Origin of the sequence: Streptomyces sp. NPDC046557 (assembly GCF_040645975.1) — a bacterium.
GTDB lineage: Bacteria > Actinomycetota > Actinomycetes > Streptomycetales > Streptomycetaceae > Streptomyces.
This window is the reverse complement of the sequence record NZ_JBEYZH010000014.1, coordinates 77,626-98,860: the sequence shown is the minus strand read 5'-3', so window position 1 is coordinate 98,860 and position 21,235 is coordinate 77,626. Positions and strand designations below refer to the sequence as shown.

Below are 21,235 nucleotides of genomic sequence, written 5' to 3'. Positions count from 1 at the left end.
GGCTACGGCAGCGCCAGCATCCGCTCCAGGGCCAGCTTCGCGAAGCTCTCTGTCTCCTTGTCGACCTGGATGCGGTTGACGAGGGTGCCCTCGGCCAGGGACTCCAGCGCCCACACCAGGTGGGGGAGGTCGATGCGGTTCATGGTCGAGCAGAAGCAGACCGTCTTGTCGAGGAAGACGACTTCCTTGTCCTCGGCGGCGAATCGATTCGCCAGCCGCTGGACCAGGTTCAGCTCGGTGCCGATGGCCCACTTGGAGCCGGCCGGGGCGGCCTCCAGCGTCTTGATGATGTACTCCGTCGAGCCCACGTAGTCGGCGGCCGCCACGACCTCGTGCTTGCACTCGGGGTGCACGAGCACGTTCACGCCGGGGATGCGGGCGCGCACGTCGTCGACGGACTCGACCGAGAACCGGCCGTGCACCGAACAGTGCCCGCGCCACAGGATCATCTTGGCGTCCCGCAGCTGCTCGACGGTCAGGCCGCCGTTCGGCTTGTGCGGGTTGTAGAGCACGCAGTCGTCCAGGGACATGCCCATGTCGCGCACGGCGGTGTTGCGGCCCAGGTGCTGGTCCGGCAGGAACAGCACCTTCTCGCCCTGCTCGAAGGCCCACTCCAGGGCCTTCTTCGCGTTGGACGAGGTGCAGATCGTGCCGCCGTGCTTGCCGGTGAACGCCTTGATGTCGGCGGAGGAGTTCATGTACGACACGGGCACCGTGGCGCCGGCGATCCCGGCCTCCGTCAGCACGTCCCAGCACTCCGCGACCTGCTCGGCGGTGGCCATGTCGGCCATCGAGCAGCCCGCCGCGAGGTCGGGCAGCACGACCATCTGGTCGTCCGTCGTCAGGATGTCGGCCGACTCGGCCATGAAGTGCACGCCGCAGAAGACGATGTACTCGGCCTCCGGCTTGGCGGCCGCGTCGCGGGCCAACTTGAAGGAGTCACCGGTCACGTCCGCGAACTCGATGACCTCGTCGCGCTGGTAGTGGTGGCCGAGGATGAAGACCTTGTCCCCGAGCTTCTCCTTGGCCGCGCGGGCGCGCGCCACCAGGTCCGGGTCCGACGGCGAGGGCAGGTCGCCGGGGCACTCCACCCCGCGCTCGCTCTTGGGGTCGGCCTCGCGGCCGAGCAGCAGCAGGGCGAGCGGCGTCGGCTGGACGTCCAGGGGCCGGGTGTCCATAGGCTGGGCGGTGGTCACGACACGCACCCTTTCTGTTCTGCGACAAGGGACTTCCGAAGCCGTTCGGAGCGACTTCTCGTCTATTTGACGCTATCTATCATAGCCGCTTCACGTCAGTTTGACGATGGCGATAGTGTCGATGTGACGAATTCGCCCCGTTCCGCACATCCCACGTCCGTCATGTCCGCCCCCCGGGTCCGGTGTGCGAGCATGAATGTCTGGAACAAGGTGCGGGACCCCGGAATGAATCCGCGGTCGCGCTGGTTGCCACCGACGGCAAGAGTCCGACGTATCCCCAGCCACCGGCGGGGAGCCGCCCACTTCGGGAGTGAATGCAGATGTCCGTACAGGACGAAAAGACCACTGTGAGCGACGGCATCCTCCTGTCCGACGCCGCCGCCGAGAAGGTCAGGACCCTGCTGGAGCAGGAAGGCCGCGATGACCTGGCGCTCCGCGTCGCCGTCCAGCCCGGTGGCTGCTCCGGCCTGCGCTACCAGCTCTTCTTCGACGAGCGCTCCCTCGACGGTGACGTCGTCAAGGACTTCGACGGGGTCAAGGTCGTCACCGACCGCATGAGCTCCCCGTACCTGCACGGCGCGTCCATCGACTTCGTCGACACCATCGAGAAGCAGGGCTTCACGATCGACAACCCGAACGCCACCGGCTCCTGCGCCTGCGGCGACTCGTTCAGCTAAACCCGCGGCCTCCGCGAGGCCCGACGACGAGGGCCCGGACAGCATTCGCTGTCCGGGCCCTCGTCGTACTCGGGCGGCGCGTTACTGGCGGGGGAGCGGCTTGCCCGTCGTCGCGTCGACCACCTTGCGGTCGCCCAGCGGCTTCTGGAGCGTCACCGTCCGCGACATCTCCTTCGCCAGCATGATGCACGCCCGACCCGGGTTGGTCGGGGTGTCGGTGATCTTCACCAGGACGTCGGTCCCCTCCTCGCGCGCCTCCACGGCGTAGGTGCTGCACACCCCGCCCCAGAAGTTCACGGTCAGCGTGCGGTCGGCCTCGGCATACGAGAACCCGGGCACGGTACGCGGCCCGGGGCTCGGTGCGACGGTCTCGCGCGACGAAGCCGGCTCGACCACCGTGTGCGTCTGCGCGCCCTCCTTGGCCACCGCCTGGAAGAGCCAGGCCGGCACCAGACCCCGCCCGCCGTCGTCGAGCGTCCCCGCGGCGAGCCCCAGTACGGCCCCCCGCACGGTCTCCGTCCGCGGCGGCTTCATCGGGCGCGGCTCCGGGTTGCAGGGCAGGGTGTCCGTCGTGCCCGTCGGGGTGTCCGGGGTCAGCGGGACGGAGGTCGCGCAGCCGCTGGGGCCGGGGCCGGAGCCGTTCGACCCGCCGCTGCGGGCGTTGAGCCGGGCCAGCGCCTCCGTGGCCGAGACCACCGGCTCTTCGGCGGCGCGGACCGGCGCCTTCAGCTCCCCGCTGCCCGCCACCACCGTGCCGTCCGGGCCGACGTCGACCTTGCTGGACCAGCCCTGGGTCGGCAGCCCGCCGATCACCGGGTCCGCCGTCACCACCCGGACCGCGCCCTGGGTGAGGCGGGCGTCCAGCGCGGCGTCGGCCTGGCCCGCGCCCGCGAGCACCGGGGCGGCGGCCGTCTTGGCCGCCTGCTCCGAGACGGGCTTGGCCGTGTCGGTCCCGCCCTGGGGGAGGGTGGCCGGGCCGCAGGTGTCCTGGCCGCGCTTGCAGTTGTCGCCGCCGGAGCCGGAGCCGGAGCCGGAGCCGGTGCCCGCGCCGTTGCCGTCGCCGCCCGGCCGGAAGCGGGTGAAGTTCCAGGTGCCGGGGGCCGCACGGGTGACCGTCAGCCGGGGTCCCGAGCCGTCGGCCGCCTCCCCGACCAGCCACTGGTCGCCGGTGAGCCGGGGCGTGCCGGGGATGCCCAGGGCCGCCGCGAGCCGGGCCACCTCCTCGGAGGTCACCTCGCCGGTCGCGGCGAAGGTCGGGGCGGTGGCGGGGGCGTCGGGGAGCTTGACGTCGGCCCGGTAGGTCACCCCGCCGCCCGAGGGGTCCGGTTCGCCGGGCGCGATGCCGGGGCCCGGCGGGGTCGGCGCCACGCGCGGGGCGGAGGCCGCGCTGTCACCCGTACGGTGGCCGCCCGAGCCGTCGCCGTAGGCCGTGGACGCCCAGTAGGCGGTGCCCCCGCCCGCCAGGAGGACGGCCGCCGCGACCGAGCCGACGGCCCAGCCCGGCCGCCGTCGAGTGGGGCGTGATGTGTCGGGTTGTTCGGTGGTCACCTGATCGCTCCTTCGCCTGTCCCGCGTGTCTCGATGCGGGTGTGACGGAGCGGACCGCGAACCGGTTCCCCTCGGACCGGCCCGCGTCGGACCGGCCCGCGTCGAAAGGACGGCTCAGTCGCCGTAGGCGGCGGTGGAGGCGATGAGGCGCGCCGAGGCGGGCGGGACGCGGACGCCGTGGATCTGCGAGGGCGCCACCGGCGCGGGCCGGGGGTCCACCGGAACCGCCCAGTGCGGGGCCATACGGGCGCAGTCGCCCAGCAGCCGCGCGAATCCGGGGCGCGTCCCGGCGGTGTGCTCGGCGTACCCGAAACCATCGGTGTAGGTCATGGAGGGCACGTTAGGCGCGGGCCGCCCGAGGAGAAAGCCCTACTACGGGGTAGTTTCGACGGGTCGGCCGCGCGCCGTCGACCGGGTAGTTTTGACTGTCCCCTCGTCGTCCCCTCGCCGTCCCCCGCAGGAGCGTCCACGCCGTGCGTATCGCAGTCACCGGCTCCATCGCCACCGACCACCTGATGACCTTCCCGGGCCGCTTCGCGGACCAGCTGGTCGCCGACCAGCTCCACACGGTCTCCCTCTCCTTCCTCGTCGACAACCTCGACGTCCGGCGGGGCGGTGTCGGCCCGAACATCTGCTTCGGCATGGGGCAGCTCGGCAGCCGCCCGATCCTGGTCGGCGCCGCCGGCTACGACTTCGACGAGTACCGCGCCTGGCTGGACCGGCACGGCGTCGACACCGAGTCCGTCCGGATCTCCGAGGTGCTGCACACAGCGCGCTTCGTGTGCACCACGGACGCCGACCACAACCAGATCGGCTCCTTCTACACGGGCGCGATGAGCGAGGCCCGCCTCATCGAGCTGAAGGCCGTCGCCGACCGCGTGGGCGGCCTGGACCTCGTCCTCATCGGCGCCGACGACCCCGAGGCGATGCTCCGTCACACGGAGGAGTGCCGCACCCGCGGCATCCCCTTCGCGGCCGACTTCTCGCAGCAGATCGCCCGGATGGACGGCGAGAACATCCGCACCCTGATGGAGGGCGCGACGTACCTCTTCTCGAACGAGTACGAGAAGGGCCTCATCGAGTCGAAGTCCGGCTGGACCGACGCGCAGATCCTCTCCAAGGTCGGCACCCGCGTGACCACCCTCGGTTCCAACGGCGTGCGCATCGAGCGCGAGGGCCGGGAGCCGATCGTCGTCGGCTGCCCGGAGGAGAACGCGAAGATCGACCCGACCGGCGTCGGTGACGCGTTCCGCGCCGGCTTCCTGACCGGTCTCGGCTGGGGCGTCGGGCTGGAGCGGGCGGCGCAGGTCGGCTGCATGCTGGCGACCCTGGTGATCGAGACGCTGGGCACCCAGGAGTACACCCTGGCCCGCGCGCACTTCATGGAGCGCCTCACCAAGGCGTACGGCGACGACGCCGCCGCGGAGGTCCGGACCCACCTGGCGTAACCGGGTCCGCGGTCGACGCCCCCGGCCCGGTGGCCGGGGGCGTCGCCGTCACCGCAGGCGGCGGACCGTGTACGCGACCCCCACCGGCCGCGCGGCCTCGCCCACGTACGCGTGGCCGCGCATCGCGCACCACGCCGGGATGTCGAGCCGGGCCACCTCGTCGTCGGACACCACCGTCACCGTCCCGCCCACGGGCACCGTCCCGATCGCCCGCGCCAGTTCGATGACCGGCTGCGGGCAGCGCAGGCCGAGCGCGTCCAACTCCACCGACTCCGCGACCGGGTCGGCCTCCTGAGCCTCCGGCACCCCGAGCCGTGCCCGTATGCCGGACACCGCCCTCGGCAGCACCTCCAGGAAGCCGTTGACCTCCTCGGCCGTGGTCCCCGGCGGCAGCGACACCCGTACGTTCCCCTCCGACAGCACCCCCATCGCCTTGAGGACGTGTGACGGCGTCAGGGTCGAGCTGGTGCAGGACGAGCCCGACGACACCGAGTAGCCCGCCCGGTCCAGTTCGTGCAGCAGGGTCTCGCCGTCGACGTACAGGCAGGAGAAGGTGACCAGGTGCGGCAGTCGCCGCTCGGCGTCGCCCACCACCTCCACGTCCGGGACCAGCCGCGCGACCCGCCGCCTGATCCGGTCCACCAGGACCCGCAGCCGGGCCGCCTCCGCGTCCGCCTCGGCCCGTACGGCCCGCAGGGAGGCCGCCGCCGCCACGATGGCGGGCAGGTTCCCGAAGCCGGGGGAGCGGCCCGACTCCCGCTCGTCCAGGGGCCCTTGGGGGGCGAACCGGACCCCTTTGCGGACGGCGAGCAGCCCCACCCCGGGCGGGCCGCCCCACTTGTGGGCGCTCGCGGTCAGCAGCGACCACCCGCCCTCGACCGGGCCCCAGCCCAGCGACTGCGCCGCGTCCACCAGCAGCGGCACGCCGACGGCCCCGCAGACCTCGGCGACCTCCGCCACCGGCTGGACCGTACCCACCTCGTGGTTGGCGGACTGGAGGCAGGCCAGAGCGGTGGTCGGGTCCAAGGCGGACGCGTACCCGTCGGGGGACACCGCCCCCAGCCGGTCCACCGGGACCTCCGTCACCGAGCCGCCGGACGCCGCGTGCGCCTCGGCCGCGTGGAGGACCGAACTGTGCTCCACCGCCGACACGACCAGCCGGCTCCCGACCCGCCGGCGGCCGGCGAGCGCCCCCGCGACGCCCGTGTGAACCGCGTGCGTCCCCGAAGGAGTGAACACGAGCTCGTCGGCCCGGCACCCCACCGCCTCCGCGGCCGCCTCCCGGGCCGCGTCGAGCAACAGCCGGGCGCGCCGCCCCTCGCGGTACAGCCGGACGGGGTCGGCCCACCCCTCGTCCAGGGCGGCCAGCAGCGCCTGCCTGGCCACGGGGTGCAGCGGGGCGGCGGAAGCGGAGTCGAAGTACGGCATACGGGCACGCTAGCCGCCCCTTCGCCCCCACCCGAGGTCAGGGCCCGTCAGAAGGGGTGTCCGGGCCGCCGTTCGGGGCCGGATGGCCCGTCCCCCGGACGGCGGATCCATCCCTTCGGGGGCAGTAGCGGCGCGTTGGGCACCCTCCCCGCGCGACCCCAAATAGCGTCCAGTAGGGTTTGGTCCGCATAAACATCCAAACCCCTGCCTGCGTCAGGGCCGGCGACCGACCCGAACACGGCCGCGGCCGGCCGCGCGGGCCGAGACTCTCGGGAAGGCGCTACGTGAGTCCCTACGGCTCCGACCGCTCGCCGCGGCGCCCGATGCGGCGGAAGCTGCTGCAGGCGCTGACTGCGGGCGCGGTCCTGGCGACCGCCACTGGTTGCTCGTACAACTGGCACAACTTCCCCCGCCTCGGAATGCCCACCCCGGTCACGGAGGAGGCGCCTCGCATCCTGTCCCTGTGGCAGGGGTCGTGGGCAGCCGCCCTCGTCACGGGCATCCTGGTCTGGGGCCTGATCCTGTGGAGCGTCATCTTCCACCGGCGCAGCCGGACGAAGGTGGAGGTCCCCCCGCAGACCCGGTACAACATGCCCATCGAGGCTCTGTACACCGTGGTTCCGCTCATCATCGTCTCGGTGCTCTTCTACTTCACCGCGCGTGACGAGTCGAAGCTGCTCTCCCTCTCCGCCAAGCCGGCCCACACGATCAACGTGATCGGCTACCAGTGGAGCTGGGGCTTCAACTACGTCGAGAACGTCGACGGCGACGGGGCCACCCCGAAGGCGGGCGAGGTGCCCAAGAACCTCGCCAACATTCCGGACCGCTTCACCAAGGACTTCCCCGCGGGCGCCGAAGGCGTCTACGACAAGGGCGTCCCCGGCGAGCGGAACCCGCAGACCAACAACCCTGGGCCGACCCTCTACCTGCCCAAGGGCGAGAAGGTCCGCTTCATCCTGTCGTCGAACGACGTCATCCACTCCTTCTGGGTGGTGCCCTTCCTGTTCAAGCAGGACGTGATCCCCGGTCACACCAACGTCTTCGAGGTCACCCCGGACCAGTTCGGCACCTACAAGGGCAAGTGCGCCGAGCTCTGCGGCGTCGACCACTCCCGGATGCTCTTCAACGTGAAGATCGTCTCGCCCGCCGAATACCAGGCGCACCTCAAGGAGCTGGCCGCGAAGGGGCAGACCGGCTTCCTCCCGGCCGGCATCAACCAGACGGACTCGGCCCGGAACGCGGAGACGAACAAACTGTGAGCATCCTCAACGAACCTCAGGGTGCCGCCGCAGCCGACTCGTACGAGAACGAGCTGCCGGTACGGCGCAAGCAGCCGGGCAACGTGGTCGTGAAGTGGATGACCACGACCGACCACAAGACCATCGGCACGATGTACCTGGTCACGTCGTTCGTGTTCTTCCTCATCGGCGGCGTACTGGCGCTCTTCATGCGCGCCGAGCTGGCCCGTCCGGGCTCGCAGATCATGTCGAACGAGCAGTTCAACCAGGCGTTCACCATGCATGGCACGATCATGCTGCTGATGTTCGCCACCCCGCTGTTCGCGGGCTTCGCGAACTGGATCATGCCGCTGCAGATCGGCGCGCCCGACGTGGCGTTCCCGCGGCTGAACATGTTCGCGTACTGGCTGTACCTCTTCGGCTCGACCATCGCGGTGGCCGGCTTCGTCACGCCGAACGGCGCCGCCGACTTCGGTTGGTTCGCCTACTCCCCGCTGTCGGACGCGGTCCGCTCGCCGGGCATCGGCGCCGACATGTGGATCATGGGTCTGGCCTTCTCGGGCTTCGGCACGATCCTCGGCTCGGTCAACTTCATCACCACGATCATCTGCATGCGCGCTCCGGGCATGACGATGTTCCGCATGCCGATCTTCACCTGGAACGTGCTGCTGACCGGTGTCCTGGTCCTGCTCGCCTTCCCGGTGCTCGCCGCCGCGCTCTTCGCGCTGGAGGCCGACCGGAAGTTCGGTGCGCACGTGTTCGACGCCTCGAACGGAGGCGCCCTACTCTGGCAACACCTCTTCTGGTTCTTCGGCCATCCAGAGGTGTACATCATCGCGCTACCGTTCTTCGGCATCGTCTCCGAGATCATCCCGGTCTTCAGCCGTAAGCCGATGTTCGGTTACATCGGTCTGATCGCCGCGACGATCGCGATCGCCGGTCTCTCGGTGACCGTGTGGGCCCACCACATGTACGTCACCGGCGGTGTGCTGCTGCCGTTCTTCTCCTTCATGACCTTCCTGATCGCGGTACCGACCGGTGTGAAGTTCTTCAACTGGATCGGCACCATGTGGAAGGGCTCGCTGTCCTTCGAGACCCCGATGCTCTGGACGATCGGCTTCCTGGTCACCTTCACCTTCGGTGGTCTGACCGGCGTCATCCTGGCCTCGCCGCCGATGGACTTCCACGTCTCGGACTCGTACTTCGTCGTCGCGCACTTCCACTACGTCGTCTTCGGCACCGTGGTCTTCGCGATGTTCGCCGGCTTCCACTTCTGGTGGCCGAAGTTCACGGGCAAGATGCTGGACGAGCGCCTGGGCAAGATCACCTTCTGGACGCTGTTCATCGGCTTCCACGGCACCTTCCTGGTGCAGCACTGGCTCGGTGCCGAGGGCATGCCGCGTCGTTACGCGGACTACCTCGCCGCCGACGGCTTCACCGCGCTGAACACGATCTCCACGATCAGCTCGTTCCTGCTCGGCCTGTCGATGCTGCCCTTCATGTACAACGTCTGGAAGACGGCGAAGTACGGCAAGAAGGTCGAGGTCGACGACCCGTGGGGTTACGGCCGTTCGCTGGAGTGGGCGACCTCCTGCCCGCCGCCGCGGCACAACTTCCTCACCCTGCCGCGGATCCGGTCCGAGTCCCCGGCGTTCGACCTGCACCACCCGGAGATCGCGGCCCTCGACCACCTTGAGGACCACACCGCCGGTGCCACCAAGGCCCTCACCGGCGACAAGGAGGCCGGCAAGTGAAGATCCAGGGCAAGCTGTTCCTCTGGCTCTCCTTCTTCATCCTGATCATGGCCGTCGTGTACGGCGTGTGGTCGAAGGAGCCCGTAGGCACCACCGCGCTCTTCCTGGCCTTCGGCCTGAGCGTCATGATCGGCTACTACCTGGCCTTCACGGCCAAGCGCGTGGACGAGATGGCCCAGGACAACCTGGAGGCCGACGTCGCCGACGAGGCGGGCGAGCTGGGGTTCTTCTCCCCGCACAGCTGGCAGCCGCTCTCGCTGGGCATCGGCGGCGCGCTCGCGTTCATGGGCGTCATCTTCGGCTGGTGGCTCATGTACTTCTCGGCCCCGATCATCGTGATCGGCCTGTGGGGCTGGGTGTACGAGTACTACCGCGGTGAGAACCAGAACCAGTAGCGACACCTCGCAGGACCCTTGAGCACGACCCCGGGGCCCGGACACCTCCAACGGAGGAGTCCGGGCCCCTCGTTTGCAGTCACCCCGCGCGCCGTAATTGTCATATCTTCATAGCGTTGGCTCCATGAAGCACTCACCGCGTCTTTGGACGGTACTCGGCTGCTCCCTGCTGGTCGCGTCCCTCGGGGCCGGCGCCACCGCGTGCGGGGGGTCCGACGACAACCCGCTGTCCGCCCGCCCGTACGACGCGGGCGACCACGTCGCTTTCAACCAGGCCGCCGGCGGGCGCCCCGTCGACCCCAACCGGCCGCTGGAGGTCACCTCGAAGGGAACCGGGGCCCGGATCACCGACGTGACCGTCGTGGACACCCACGGCCGCCGCCTGGCGGGCGAACTCTCCGCCAAGGGCGACCGGTGGCACAGCACCGCCCCGATGGCCGCCGGTGTGCGCTACACGGCCACCGTGAGCACGGAGGACGAGCGGGGCGCCCCCGGGCAGCGCACGCTGACGTTCGACACCACCCCGGCCAAGAAGGTCCTCCAGGTGGAATTCGGCCCGGACGCGGGCAAATACGGCGTCGGACAGCCCCTCACGGCCGAACTGAGCGAGCCGGTCCACGACAAGGCGGCCCGCGCCCTCGTGGAGCGCGGCCTGGTCGTGGACGTGCCGTCCGGTGTCGAGGGCGCCTGGCACTGGGTGGACGACAAGAAGCTGCACTTCCGCCCCAAGGACTACTGGCCCGCCCACTCCACCGTCTCCGTCCGGAGCAACCTGGAGGGCGTCAAGGTCACCGACGACCTCTACGGCACCGCCAGCAAGCCGCTGACGCTGGAGATCGGCGACCGCGTCGAGGTCACCACCGACGCCGCGTCGCACTACCTCACGTTCAAGCGCAACGGAGAAGTGATCAACACCATTCCGGTGACCACCGGAAAGCCCGGCTTCTCCACCCGCAACGGCATCAAGGTGGTCCTGGGCAAGCAGTACTACGTCCAGATGCGCGGCGACACCGTCGGCATCGGCGGCAGCGAGTACTACAACCTGCCCGTCTACTACGCGACGCGCGTAACCTGGAGTGGTGAATATGTTCACGCCGCGCCGTGGTCCGTCGGCTCCCAGGGCTACGAGAACGTCAGCCACGGCTGCACCGGAATGAGCACCGGCAATGCCGCCTGGTTCTACGAGAACATCACCGAGGGCGACATCGTCAAGGTGATCAACAGCATCGGCGAGGACATGGACACCTTCGGCAACGGCTACGGCGACTGGAACATGGACTGGAAGGACTGGCGCGAGGGCAGCGCACTCGTCGGCGGCACCAAGGAAGGCCGCAACGCGGTCGACCAGGCCCGACTGCGCCCGCAGGTCTGAACAGGCCCGCGCACACCCGCCCAGCGGCCTCCAACCGGCCCCCACGAGCCACCAGCGGCCTCCAACCGGCCCCCACGAGCCACCAGCGGCCCCCAACCGGCCCCCCGCGAGCCCCCAGAGGCTCCCGACGGGCCGGTTCCGCTTGAGCGGTGCCCCGCTACGCGTCCAGGGACAGTCGGGCCCGCAGCAGACGCGCCAGGGTCTCCGGGAACTCCACCGGGTCAACCGGAAGGGTGACGGCCGCGTCCGCGCGGCTCCAGGTCGCCAACCAGGCGTCCTGCGGGCGCCCCATGAGCAGCAGCACCGGGGGACAACGGAAGATCTCGTCCTTGATCTGCCGGCACACGCCCATGCCGCCCGCCGGCACGGCCTCGCCGTCCAGCACGCACGCGTCCGCACCGCCCTCGTCCAGGGCCTTGAGGACCGCGGGCAGCGTCGCGCACTCCAGGAACTCCACCGGCGGCAGGTCCGCCGCCGGCCTGCGCCCGGCGGCCAACCGCACCTGCTCCCGGGTGCCCGCGTCGTCGCTGTAGACCAGAACTCGCGCAGTCGCCCGCATTTCGTTCCTCCACGTGTGCCCGTGAATCACGTTGATGTTGCGCGGGATGCTACTCCGTCCGACCGGTTGTCAACATCGGTTCGGCCGGCCTCGCGGACACCCGCCGGTAAGCCGATCTGATGGGCCGTTCGGACCTTGCACACCCCTCTGACACTCCGAACGGCACCCCCCGGGGTGAGGGCGGGATAAGCGACCGACATAATGTCGGTCGTGGCGACAGCAACGACAGTAGATACCGGGCACGCGCACCCGACGGTCAGCCGGCCGAACCTCGTCAGCGTCGGAACCATCATCTGGTTGAGTTCCGAGCTGATGTTCTTCGCGGCCCTCTTCGCGATGTACTTCACCCTGCGATCCGTGACGGGCGCCGAGTACTGGACAGAGCAGGCTTCGGCCTTGAATCTGCCCTTCTCGGCGACGAACACCACGATCCTGGTGCTCTCCTCCCTCACCTGCCAGCTCGGCGTATTCGCCGCCGAGCGCGGTGACGTGAAGAAGCTCAGGACGTGGTTCATCATCACGTTCGTCATGGGTGCGATCTTCATTGGCGGCCAGGTGTTCGAGTACACCTCGCTGGTCAAGGACGAGGGCCTGTCCCTCAAGTCCGGACCGTACGGGTCGGTGTTCTACCTGACCACCGGCTTCCACGGTCTGCACGTGACGGGCGGTCTCATCGCCTTCCTGCTGGTCCTCGGTCGGACGTACGCGGCCAAGAGGTTCACCCACGAACAGGCCACGTCGGCCATCGTCGTGTCCTACTACTGGCACTTCGTCGATGTCGTCTGGATCGGCCTCTTCGCGACGATCTACCTGATCAAGTAGCGAACACGTCGCCGGGCACGCCCGGCAATCCATCCAGAAACACCGACGCAGAAGATCCTGACACCGGGGTAATCCGTGAAAAAGCTCTCCGCACGACGACGCCATCCGCTGGCGGCGGTCGTCGTTCTACTCCTCGCGCTGGCGGCCACTGGGGGGCTTTACGCCGCCTTCGCCCCCGCGGGTAAGGCGCAGGCCGATGAAACCGCCCAGTCCCTCGCCATCGAGGAGGGCAAGAAGCTCTACGCCGTGGGCTGCGCAAGCTGCCACGGAACCGGCGGTCAGGGTTCCACTGACGGCCCCAGCCTGGTCGGCGTCGGCTCCGCGGCCGTCGACTTCCAGGTGAGCACGGGCCGCATGCCGGCCCAGCAGCCCGGCGCGCAGGTGCCGGCGAAGCCTCCGGTCTACACGCAGGCCCAGATCGACCAGCTGGCCGCGTACATCTCCTCCCTGGGGGCCGGCCCGTCCGTGCCCACCCAGAAGCAGGTCGACCCGGCGGGTGCCGACATCGCCAAGGGTGGCGAACTGTTCCGCAACAACTGCGCGCAGTGCCACAACTTCACCGGCGAGGGCGGCGCCCTGACGCACGGCAAGTACGCCCCCAACCTGGCGGACGTCTCGCCCAAGCACATTTACGAGGCCATGCTCACCGGCCCGCAGAACATGCCCTCCTTCCCCGACAGCACGATGCCGGAGAAGCAGAAGAAGGACATCATCGCGTACCTCCAGAACGTGAACGGCGACAAGTCGGTCAGCCCTGGCGGCCTGAAGCTCGGTGGCCTCGGCCCCGTCTCCGAGGGTCTGTTCGGCTGGATCTTCGCTCTGGGTGCGCTGATCGCTGTCGCCGTCTGGGTCGCGGCCCACACCGCTAAGGCCAAGAAGTCATGAGTAGCCAAGACATTCCCGAAGAGAAGCACCTGCCGAGCGAGCAGGGCGACGCGCACCACGGTGGCGTAGCAGTCGCGGACGACCCGTTCGCCGACCCCGGCCTGCCGGTCCACAAGCCGCGCATCCAGGACATCGACGAGCGGGCCGCCAAGCGGTCCGAGCGCGTGGTCGCGATGCTGTTCACGCTGTCGATGCTGGCCACGATCGGCTTCATCGCCGCGTACGTGACCATCCCCGTCGACAGGTACGTCTACATCTTCCCCATCGGGAAGGTGAGCGGCCTGAACTTCGCCCTCGGCCTGACCCTGGGCACGGCCCTCTTCTGCATCGGCGCGGGCGCGGTCCACTGGGCCCGCACCCTGATGTCCGACGTGGAGGTCGCCGACGAGCGCCACGCCATCGCGGCGCCGCCGGAGGTCAAGGCCAAGGTCCTCCAGGACTTCGCCGACGGCGCGAGCGAGTCGGCCATCGGCCGTCGTCCGCTGATCCGCAACACCATGCTGGGCGCGCTGGCCATGCTGCCGCTGTCCGCCGTGATGATCATGCGCGATCTGGGCCCGCTGCCCGAGGACAAGCTGCGCAAGACCCTGTGGGCCAAGGGCAAGCTGCTCATCAACCAGAACACGATGGAGCCGCTGCGTCCCGAGGACGTGGTCGTCGGTTCGCTGACCTTCGCCATGCCCGAGGGCCTGGAGGAGACGCAGCACGACTTCCAGAACCAGATCGCCAAGGCCGCCCTGATGATCGTCCGGCTCCAGCCGCAGGACATCAAGGACAAGCGGGAGCTGGAGTGGTCCCACGACGGCATCGTGGCCTTCTCCAAGATCTGCACCCACGTCGGCTGCCCGATCAGCCTGTACGAGCAGCAGACGCACCACGTGCTCTGCCCGTGCCACCAGTCCACCTTCGACCTCTCCGACGGCGCCCGAGTCATCTTCGGCCCCGCTGGTCACGCGCTTCCGCAGCTGCGGATCGGCGTCAATGACGAAGGCTTCCTCGAAGCGCACGGCGACTTCGAAGAGCCCGTCGGTCCTGCATTCTGGGAGCGCGGATGAGCACTGCCACCACCACCGACAGTCAGCGCAAAGCGCCCGCCGGCGAGCGGGTAGCGGACTGGGCCGACGGCCGCCTGGGCATCTACAGCCTGGCCAAGTCGAACATGCGCAAGATCTTCCCGGACCACTGGTCCTTCATGCTCGGTGAGATCTGCCTCTACAGCTTCATCATCATCATCCTCACGGGTGTGTACCTGACGCTGTTCTTCCACCCGAGCATGAACGAGGTCGTGTACCACGGCCCGTACGTGCCGATGCAGGGCGTCTCGATGTCCGAGGCGTTCGCCTCGACGCTCGACATCAGCTTCGACGTCCGCGGCGGTCTGCTCATCCGGCAGATCCACCACTGGTCGGCGCTCATCTTCGTCGCGGCCATGGTCGTGCACATGATGCGCGTGTTCTTCACCGGCGCGTTCCGCAAGCCGCGTGAGGTCAACTGGATCTTCGGCTTCCTGCTGCTGGTCCTCGGCATGTTCACCGGTTTCACCGGTTACTCCCTGCCGGACGACCTGCTCTCGGGCACCGGTGTCCGCTTCATGGAGGGCGCGATCCTGTCCGTGCCGATCGTCGGCACGTACCTGTCGTTCTTCCTCTTCGGCGGCGAGTTCCCCGGCGGCGACTTCGTCGCGCGGTTCTACTCGATCCACATCCTGCTGCTGCCCGGCATCATGATGGGCCTGCTGGTGGCCCACCTGATCCTGGTCTTCTACCACAAGCACACGCAGTACGCGGGTCCCGGCAAGACGAACAACAACGTCGTCGGCATGCCGCTGCTGCCGGTGTACATGGCCAAGGCCGGAGGCTTCTTCTTCCTGGTCTTCGGTGTCATCGCGGCCATCGCGGCGCTCGCCTCGATCAACCCGATCTGGGCGATCGGCCCGTACCGCCCGGACCACGTGTCCACCGGCGCGCAGCCCGACTGGTACATGGGTATGCCGGAAGGCCTGATCCGTGCCATGCCTGGCTGGGAGATCAACCTGTGGGGCCACACCCTCGTCCTGGGCGTGTTCATCCCGCTGCTGCTCTTCCCGCTGGTGCTGGGCGCGATCGCGGTGTGGCCGTTCATCGAGTCCTGGGTCACCGGGGACAAGCGTGAGCACCACCTGCTGGACCGCCCGCGCAACGTCCCGACCCGCACGGCCTTCGGTGTCGCCTGGATCGCGGAGTACATCGTCCTGCTGATCGGCGGTGGAAACGACATGTTCGCGCAGTACTTCCACCTCTCGATCAACAACATCACCTGGTTCGTCCGGATCGGCTTCTTCGTCGTCCCGGTCCTGGCCTTCATCGCCACCAAGCGCATCTGCCTCGGCCTCCAGCGTCGGGACCACGACAAGGTGCTGCACGGTCGCGAGACGGGCATCATCAAGCGGCTGCCGCACGGTGAGTTCGTCGAGATCCACGAGCCGCTGCCGCAGGCCAAGCTCCACACGCTCACCTCGCACGAGCAGTACCGGCCGGTCGAACTCGGCCCGACGGTCGACGAGAACGGCGTGGAGCGCAAGCCCAAGGCCACGGAGAAGCTCCGCGCGAAGCTGAGCAAGGGCTTCTACGCGGAGAACAACCAGATTCCGAAGCCCACGGTGGAGGAGTACAAGGAGATCCAGAGCGGCCACGGCCACCACTGATCCCCGCATGACCGCTTGAGGGATTGATTCAGGTCAATCCTGGTGTCGCCACGGTGAGAGCCCCGTCCAGGGTCTGGACGGGGCTCTTCGCCGTCCGCCCCCGCTGGATAGGCTGGGCTCCGCACCCCATTCGACGTGGAACTTTCCCGAGCAGCAGGAGCGGACCATGAACGTTGTGACCCCGGCAGGCGGCGACAGCGTGGCGGCCCGCGGCTGGCCGGGTCTCCTCGATGCCCTGCTCACCGGCCGGGACCTCGGCCCGGACGACACCGCCTGGGCCATGGACCGCATCATGCGCGGCGAGGCCACGGACGCGCAGATCGCCGGTTTCATGGTGGCGCTGCGGGCCAAGGGGGAGACCGTCGCGGAGATCAACGGCATGGTGCGTGCCATGTACGAACACGCCAACCTCATCGAGGTCCCGGGCCGGACGGTGGACATCGTCGGCACGGGCGGGGACGGCGCCAAGACGGTCAACATCTCCACCATGTCGGCGCTCGTGGTGGCCGGAACGGGCGCCAAGGTGGTCAAGCACGGGAACCGGGCCGCCTCTTCGGCGAGCGGCTCCTCCGACGTGCTGGAGAAGCTCGGCGTCAATCTCAACCTCACCCCGGCCCGGGTGGTGGAGGTCGCCGAGCAGGCCGGCATCACCCTGTGCTTCGCCGTCAAGTTCCACCCCGCGTTGCGGCACGTGGCGGCGGCCCGCAAGGAGTTGGGCATCCGGACCACCTTCAACTTCCTCGGCCCGCTGACCAACCCGGCGCAGGTGCGCGCGCAGGCCACGGGCGTGGCCGACCCCCGGGTGGCGCCCATCGTCGCCGGGGTGCTCGCGGAGCGTGGCTCCTCGGCGCTGGTCTTCCGCGGCGACGACGGCATGGACGAACTGACCACGACCGCCACCTCGCGGGTCTGGTGGGTCCGCGAGGGCACCGTCACCGAGCTGCCGTTCGACCCGCGCGACGTGGGGATCCCGATCGTGGGCGTCGCGGACCTGCGCGGTGAGGACGCCTCGTACAACGCGGACGTCGCCCGCCGGCTGCTGGCCGGCGAGACCGGTCCCGTACGCGACGCCGTCCTGCTGAACTCGGCGGCGGCCCTGGTGGCGCTGGACCCGGGCACGGGCTCGCTGGAGGAGCAGATCGCCGCGGGCATCACCCGTGCGGCCGAATCCATCGACTCGGGCGCGGCGCGGGCGGCGCTGGAGCGCTGGGTCGCGGCCAGCAACGCGTAGGTCCCCGGTACGGCGATGGGCCCCGGTCCGGAATGTGGACCGGGGTCTTGCGCGTGGGGGATCTTGTGGCAGGATGCTGACCAGGTCACGAGTGACAGCGTTTTGGCCCCGGCTCGCTGTCCGGCAACCCTCCTTCCGTGGCGGGGTGCCCCGGGTGATGACCAGGCCGTAGGCAGTGAGGTCTACGGCAAGCGCGGATCCCTCGACACCAGGGATCCTGGTCCTCGAGGAGCGTTTTCCGTGAGCAAGCGAATGCGATAGGGCGTCTCCGCCCCTTCTTCACCCCTCGGAACAGGGTCGCTTCCGCGTACCCGGACCCCGAGGCATCCCCGTACCCCGGACGGCCGCCGAGCCGTACCCGCGTACGGGCAGACACCGAAGCCATTCCGCCCTGCCTGCCGGGAGACACCGCCATGTCCGCATCCCTGAACGCCACCGCCGAGCACGCCTCCGCCGACGCCGTGCGCGCCGACGCCGTATGTGTCGAGCCGCTGTCCGTGCTCGGTCGGGACGTCACCGTCCCGCTCGTCACCGGCGGCGAGGTCACCTACGCGGCCCTCGACTACGCGGCCAGCGCGCCGGCGCTCCAGCGGGTGTGGGACGACGTGGCCGCGTACGCCCCGTACTACGGCAGCGTGCACCGCGGCGCCGGGTACCTCTCGCAGCTCTCCACCGACCTGTTCGAGCAGAGCCGGGTCACGGTCGCCGAGTTCCTGGACTGCCGCCCCGCCGACCAGGTGATCTTCACCCGGTCCACGACCGACTCGCTGAACCTGCTCGCCGCCGCACTCCCCGCGGACTGCCAGGTGTTCGTCTTCGAGACCGAGCACCACGCCTCGCTGCTGCCGTGGGCCGACGCGCGGGTCACCTACCTCAACGCGCCGCGCACCCCCGACGAGGCCATCGCCACGCTGGAGCGGGCGCTGGCCGGACGGGACCCCCACGGCCCGGCGCTGGTGTGCGTCACCGGCGCGTCCAACGTCACGGGTGAACTGTGGCCGGTGAGGGAACTCGCCGCGGCGGCGCACGCCCACGGCGCGCGGATCGTGCTGGACGCAGCCCAACTGGCGCCGCACCACCCCGTCTCGGTGCGGGAACTGGACGTGGACTGGGTCGCCTTCTCCGGGCACAAGCTGTACGCCCCGTTCGGCTCGGGCGTTCTGGCGGGGCGGGCCGACTGGCTCCGGGAGGCGGAGCCGTACCTGGCCGGCGGCGGCGCCTCGCGGAAGGTGGCCCGGCGCGAGGACGGCGGCGTGGACGTCGAGTGGCACACCACCGCCGCCCGCCACGAGGCCGGCTCCCCGAACGTCATCGGCGTCTACTCCATCGCCTCCGCCTGCCGGGCGCTGACGGAGACGGGCTTCGAGGGCCTCGTCGCCCGGGAGCGGCAGCTGATCGCGAAGGTCCGCGAGGGCCTGGCGGGGGTCCCGGAGGTCCGGGTGCTGTCCCTGTTCGGCGACGACTCCCCGCGGGTCGGCGTCATCTCCTTCGTGGTGGACGGCTGGAACAGCTCCCACTTCGCCGCCGCGCTGTCGGCCGAGTACGGGATCGGCGTCCGCGACGGCCTGTTCTGCGCCCACCCGCTGGTGCGGACGCTGCTGGGCAGCGAGCCGCAGACCCAGGGCGAATGCGGAGCGCCGGAGGCGGCGCCGGGGGAGCGAAGCGAGGTGGGGGTCCCCCCGGCCGAAGGCTGGGGGAGGTCGCTCAACGCGATCCGCGTCAGCTTCGGCGCCGGCACCCCCGACGAGCACGTGGACCGCTTCGTCCGCGCGGTGCGGGAGCTGGTCGCGGACGGCGCGAAGTGGAGCTACCGCACGGAGGAAGGCCGCTGCGTGCCGGTTTCTTGATCTTGTGGCGCCGCTGCCACGCCTCGGCCCTGGCGGACCACCCGGGCTTCGCTCGGCCGCGCCGAGTCCGCCCGCCGTCCACGGGCCGGGGATGCGCCCGGTCCGTGCCCCTTCGGCTTCGCGCCGCTGTGTCGTACTCCGTCCGCTGTTGGCGGGGCGGTGGATACGGCCCCGGGCCGGGGGCGTCCGTACCGTCGGGGCGCTCGTGGTTCCCGATGCCCGGCGCCGCCGGCGCCGGGCACCGGGGATCCGGCTCGGGCGGTCCGGCGTCGCGCACGCGCGGGCGGTGGTCGGGGCCAGCGGCGGGCGAGCCCCTTCCGTCCCGCCGGGGCGCTCGGCGCGCCGTTCGGCGCTGAGCGCTTCCCCCGGCTCCGGGCCGCCGTGCCGGGCTCCGTCCGCGGTGGTCGCGGCTGGTGGTTCGGGCGTCGGGGTGGGAACGACGGGCCTTGGCCTGCCGTGGTGGAGGTGATCGGCCGGCCGCGCGGGGCGGGGAGCGCCGTCTGCGCGCGGCGAGCGGGGGAGGGCCGGGGCCGGGCCGAACCGGTGCGGGCGACTCCGGGCGTCGGCACGTCGGCCACCTCGACCGGGACTCTCGGCGGGGCCGCTCGGACCGGTTCGGCCGACGGGCCGGCCGGAGGGGTGCGCGTCGGGCGCGGGGCACCGGGACCGGGTTACGCCGGGCCCGCGTCGGGCGCGGGGGCGGAACCCCGCCCCGTCAGAACCCCGGCCAGGGGCTACGCGTCGAGGCCGATGGCGAAGGCCGCTTCCAGGTCGTGCTGGGAGTACGTGCGGAACGCCACGTGGGTGTCCGTCGCCTCCACACCCGGGATCTTGCTGATGCGGCCCGGGATGATGTCCGCCAGGTTCTCGTGGCGGGCGACGCGGACCAGCGCGATGAGGTCGTAGGTGCCGGTGACGGAGTACACCTCGCTGACGCTGTCCAGCTGCGCGATGGACTCGGCGATCTCGGGAATCCGGTCCACGCTGGTCTTGATGAGCACGATCGCGGTGATCACGGTTGGCTGTCTCCCTCGCCGGCAGTCACTGGTCGCCTCACTCTAGTCGTACGCCGATACCGCACCCAGGCGTAGGCGAACCCGACGGAGAAGCCCACCACGTGTGCCAGGTACGCCACCCCCGGCCCGCTCGCCGCCCGGTGCGCCGCCAGCCATTGCAGGACGAACCAGAACATCAGCACGATCCACGCGGGGAACCGCAGCGGCAGGAAGAACAGGAACGGGAACAGGCTCGTCACCCGGGCCCGCGGGAACAGACACAGGAACGCCCCCAGGACCGCCGAGATCGCCCCCGACGCGCCGACCAGCGTCTGGTCCGAGGAGGCGTGGGCCGCCGCGTACGTCGCCAGCGCCAGGTACCCCGTGGCGACGTAGAAGAGCAGGAACGCCGGGCGCCCCATCCGCTCCTCCGCCATCGCGCCGAACACGTGCAGGAACAGCATGTTGCCGAGCAGGTGCAGCCAGCTCCCGTGCACGAACAGCGCCGTCAGCGGCGTCAGCAGGGCCCGGGCCGTCCCCCCGAAGAGCCCGTCCGGGACCACGCCCCAGCGCCGGAAGTACGCGGTCCCCGTTTCCAATAACAGGTCACCGGTCCCGTAGACCGGGTTCAGACCGGAGGCGGGCCCGAGGACGAACACCACACAGCAGCCCGCGATCAGCGCGCGGGTGACCACCGGGCCCCGCACGGCCTCCGCCAGGGCAGCCTGCCACCTTACGATCATGCGACAGAGCATGACGCAGCAGAGCCCCCGTCCGGGCGGTGCCAGGCCGTAGGGTGACGTGGTTGCGTATCGCGGCCCGCCGAAGGCCGCCATAGGCCCCCGACGGCTCCGGCGGGCGGCTTTAATTGAATGAGCTACGAAGGAGAGAGCGGCCTGATGACGGTTCCCCTGCCGACAGCCACCACCCGGTGGCGCTGCACCCTGTGCGGCAACCTCACGCGCTTCGACGTCACCCGTTCGTCGAAGGTCGTGGAGTACGTCCACCTGGACCTCGCCGGGGAGCCCACGGTCGAGGAGCGGGAGGTGGTCAATGAGACCATCGAGTCGGTCCGCTGCCGCTGGTGCAACGCGGTGGACCAGATCGAGCTCGTGGACAGGCCGGGCTCGGACTCCTGACGGGAGCCGGGCCCACAG

At 70.1% G+C, this 21,235-nt stretch carries 20 protein-coding genes and 1 riboswitch; of the genes, 13 read left to right on the top strand and 7 right to left on the bottom strand.

Translation table 11 applies throughout. The features are described from left to right. Window positions 1-2 precede the first annotated feature (2 nt). On the bottom strand, window positions 3-1,205 hold the full coding sequence (gene nadA / locus ABZ934_RS22640; RefSeq protein WP_361316057.1) for a quinolinate synthase NadA: 1,203 nt from the start codon (window positions 1,203-1,205) through the stop codon (window positions 3-5). 311 nt (window positions 1,206-1,516) lie between these two features. On the opposite strand from nadA, the gene erpA reads away from it, so the two are divergent. After that, on the top strand, window positions 1,517-1,873 hold the full coding sequence (gene erpA, locus ABZ934_RS22635) for an iron-sulfur cluster insertion protein ErpA (protein ID WP_136217385.1): 357 nt from the start codon (window positions 1,517-1,519) through the stop codon (window positions 1,871-1,873). An 81-nt stretch (window positions 1,874-1,954) separates the two neighbouring features. Here erpA and ABZ934_RS22630 read toward each other — a convergent pair whose 3' ends face one another. Together ABZ934_RS22630 and ABZ934_RS22625 are read right to left on the bottom strand one after the other, a co-directional pair. After that, window positions 1,955-3,421 (bottom strand): hypothetical protein, encoded by a 1,467-nt coding sequence (locus tag ABZ934_RS22630; RefSeq protein ID WP_361316054.1) that lies wholly within the window; start codon window positions 3,419-3,421, stop codon window positions 1,955-1,957. Between the two features lie 114 nt (window positions 3,422-3,535). Continuing rightward, window positions 3,536-3,751, bottom strand: coding sequence for a hypothetical protein (locus tag ABZ934_RS22625; protein WP_361316051.1), 216 nt, complete (start codon window positions 3,749-3,751; stop codon window positions 3,536-3,538). 143 nt (window positions 3,752-3,894) lie between these two features. Here ABZ934_RS22625 and ABZ934_RS22620 point away from each other — a divergent pair, with 143 nt between their 5' ends. Next, window positions 3,895-4,869 carry a carbohydrate kinase family protein gene (locus ABZ934_RS22620; RefSeq protein ID WP_361316048.1) on the top strand — a complete coding sequence of 325 codons (975 nt, stop codon included), beginning with the start codon at window positions 3,895-3,897 and terminating at the stop codon, window positions 4,867-4,869. Window positions 4,870-4,917: 48 nt separating this feature from the next. Here the strand turns inward: ABZ934_RS22620 and ABZ934_RS22615 are convergent, their stop codons facing one another. Continuing rightward, the gene (locus ABZ934_RS22615; RefSeq protein WP_361316045.1) at window positions 4,918-6,297 is read right to left on the bottom strand and encodes an aminotransferase class V-fold PLP-dependent enzyme; all 1,380 of its coding nucleotides are present in this window, start codon (window positions 6,295-6,297) and stop codon (window positions 4,918-4,920) included. Between the two features lie 284 nt (window positions 6,298-6,581). Here ABZ934_RS22615 and coxB point away from each other — a divergent pair, with 284 nt between their 5' ends. From coxB to ABZ934_RS22595, 4 genes are all read left to right on the top strand, one after another. Then, on the top strand, window positions 6,582-7,556 hold the full coding sequence (coxB, locus tag ABZ934_RS22610) for a cytochrome c oxidase subunit II (RefSeq protein ID WP_361316042.1): 975 nt from the start codon (window positions 6,582-6,584) through the stop codon (window positions 7,554-7,556). After that, window positions 7,553-9,289, top strand: a complete 1,737-nt coding sequence (ctaD, locus tag ABZ934_RS22605) for a cytochrome c oxidase subunit I (protein WP_361316039.1) — start codon at window positions 7,553-7,555, stop codon at window positions 9,287-9,289. Before coxB ends, ctaD begins: the two co-directional genes overlap by 4 nt. Continuing rightward, window positions 9,286-9,684 (top strand): cytochrome c oxidase subunit 4, encoded by a 399-nt coding sequence (locus tag ABZ934_RS22600; RefSeq protein WP_136215173.1) that lies wholly within the window; start codon window positions 9,286-9,288, stop codon window positions 9,682-9,684. Before ctaD ends, ABZ934_RS22600 begins: the two co-directional genes overlap by 4 nt. Window positions 9,685-9,808: 124 nt before the next feature. Then, window positions 9,809-11,056 carry an Ig-like domain-containing protein gene (locus tag ABZ934_RS22595; protein ID WP_361316035.1) on the top strand — a complete coding sequence of 416 codons (1,248 nt, stop codon included), beginning with the start codon at window positions 9,809-9,811 and terminating at the stop codon, window positions 11,054-11,056. A gap of 157 nt (window positions 11,057-11,213) precedes the next feature. Here the strand turns inward: ABZ934_RS22595 and ABZ934_RS22590 are convergent, their stop codons facing one another. Next, entirely contained in the window at window positions 11,214-11,615 is a 402-nt protein-coding gene (locus ABZ934_RS22590; protein ID WP_361316032.1) for a hypothetical protein, read from the bottom strand. Window positions 11,616-11,816: 201 nt separating this feature from the next. On the opposite strand from ABZ934_RS22590, the gene ABZ934_RS22585 reads away from it, so the two are divergent. The 6 genes from ABZ934_RS22585 to ABZ934_RS22560 all read left to right on the top strand — a co-directional run bounded on the left by ABZ934_RS22585 (window position 11,817) and on the right by ABZ934_RS22560 (window position 19,083). Further along, the gene (locus ABZ934_RS22585) at window positions 11,817-12,437 is read left to right on the top strand and encodes a heme-copper oxidase subunit III (RefSeq protein ID WP_361316030.1); all 621 of its coding nucleotides are present in this window, start codon (window positions 11,817-11,819) and stop codon (window positions 12,435-12,437) included. 75 nt (window positions 12,438-12,512) lie between these two features. Further along, the gene (locus ABZ934_RS22580; RefSeq protein WP_361316027.1) at window positions 12,513-13,322 is read left to right on the top strand and encodes a c-type cytochrome; all 810 of its coding nucleotides are present in this window, start codon (window positions 12,513-12,515) and stop codon (window positions 13,320-13,322) included. Next, window positions 13,319-14,377 carry a Rieske 2Fe-2S domain-containing protein gene (locus ABZ934_RS22575; RefSeq protein WP_361316024.1) on the top strand — a complete coding sequence of 353 codons (1,059 nt, stop codon included), beginning with the start codon at window positions 13,319-13,321 and terminating at the stop codon, window positions 14,375-14,377. Before ABZ934_RS22580 ends, ABZ934_RS22575 begins: the two co-directional genes overlap by 4 nt. Then, complete coding sequence (locus tag ABZ934_RS22570; protein ID WP_361316021.1) at window positions 14,374-16,005, top strand: cytochrome bc complex cytochrome b subunit; 1,632 nt, start codon at window positions 14,374-14,376, stop codon at window positions 16,003-16,005. Before ABZ934_RS22575 ends, ABZ934_RS22570 begins: the two co-directional genes overlap by 4 nt. A gap of 166 nt (window positions 16,006-16,171) precedes the next feature. After that, window positions 16,172-17,236, top strand: a complete 1,065-nt coding sequence (gene trpD, locus ABZ934_RS22565) for an anthranilate phosphoribosyltransferase (protein WP_361316018.1) — start codon at window positions 16,172-16,174, stop codon at window positions 17,234-17,236. An 83-nt stretch (window positions 17,237-17,319) separates the two neighbouring features. Beyond that, window positions 17,320-17,436: riboswitch (SAM riboswitch) on the top strand. Between the two features lie 213 nt (window positions 17,437-17,649). Next, on the top strand, window positions 17,650-19,083 hold the full coding sequence (locus tag ABZ934_RS22560) for an aminotransferase class V-fold PLP-dependent enzyme (RefSeq protein WP_361316015.1): 1,434 nt from the start codon (window positions 17,650-17,652) through the stop codon (window positions 19,081-19,083). Between the two features lie 734 nt (window positions 19,084-19,817). Here ABZ934_RS22560 and ABZ934_RS22555 read toward each other — a convergent pair. Both ABZ934_RS22555 and ABZ934_RS22550 read right to left on the bottom strand, forming a co-directional pair. After that, complete coding sequence (locus tag ABZ934_RS22555) at window positions 19,818-20,099, bottom strand: Lrp/AsnC ligand binding domain-containing protein (RefSeq protein ID WP_007263678.1); 282 nt, start codon at window positions 20,097-20,099, stop codon at window positions 19,818-19,820. Continuing rightward, window positions 20,096-20,821, bottom strand: coding sequence for a rhomboid family intramembrane serine protease (locus ABZ934_RS22550; protein ID WP_361316012.1), 726 nt, complete (start codon window positions 20,819-20,821; stop codon window positions 20,096-20,098). The genes ABZ934_RS22555 and ABZ934_RS22550 overlap by 4 nt, the downstream gene beginning before the upstream one ends. Window positions 20,822-20,977: 156 nt before the next feature. On the opposite strand from ABZ934_RS22550, the gene ABZ934_RS22545 reads away from it, so the two are divergent. Continuing rightward, window positions 20,978-21,217 carry a hypothetical protein gene (locus tag ABZ934_RS22545; RefSeq protein WP_361316010.1) on the top strand — a complete coding sequence of 80 codons (240 nt, stop codon included), beginning with the start codon at window positions 20,978-20,980 and terminating at the stop codon, window positions 21,215-21,217. Window positions 21,218-21,235 lie beyond the last annotated feature (18 nt).

Coding starts and splice junctions, on each gene's coding strand:
- erpA (WP_136217385.1), top strand. CDS start 1,517: ATGTCCGTACAGGACGAAAAGACCACTGTGAGCGACGGCATCCTCCTG.
- ABZ934_RS22625 (WP_361316051.1), bottom strand. CDS start 3,751: ATGACCTACACCGATGGTTTCGGGTACGCCGAGCACACCGCCGGGACG.
- ABZ934_RS22615 (WP_361316045.1), bottom strand. CDS start 6,297: ATGCCGTACTTCGACTCCGCTTCCGCCGCCCCGCTGCACCCCGTGGCC.
- ABZ934_RS22595 (WP_361316035.1), top strand. CDS start 9,809: ATGAAGCACTCACCGCGTCTTTGGACGGTACTCGGCTGCTCCCTGCTG.
- ABZ934_RS22590 (WP_361316032.1), bottom strand. CDS start 11,615: ATGCGGGCGACTGCGCGAGTTCTGGTCTACAGCGACGACGCGGGCACC.
- ABZ934_RS22585 (WP_361316030.1), top strand. CDS start 11,817: ATGTCGGTCGTGGCGACAGCAACGACAGTAGATACCGGGCACGCGCAC.
- ABZ934_RS22575 (WP_361316024.1), top strand. CDS start 13,319: ATGAGTAGCCAAGACATTCCCGAAGAGAAGCACCTGCCGAGCGAGCAG.
- ABZ934_RS22570 (WP_361316021.1), top strand. CDS start 14,374: ATGAGCACTGCCACCACCACCGACAGTCAGCGCAAAGCGCCCGCCGGC.
- trpD (WP_361316018.1), top strand. CDS start 16,172: ATGAACGTTGTGACCCCGGCAGGCGGCGACAGCGTGGCGGCCCGCGGC.
- ABZ934_RS22560 (WP_361316015.1), top strand. CDS start 17,650: ATGTCCGCATCCCTGAACGCCACCGCCGAGCACGCCTCCGCCGACGCC.
- ABZ934_RS22550 (WP_361316012.1), bottom strand. CDS start 20,821: ATGATCGTAAGGTGGCAGGCTGCCCTGGCGGAGGCCGTGCGGGGCCCG.
- ABZ934_RS22545 (WP_361316010.1), top strand. CDS start 20,978: ATGACGGTTCCCCTGCCGACAGCCACCACCCGGTGGCGCTGCACCCTG.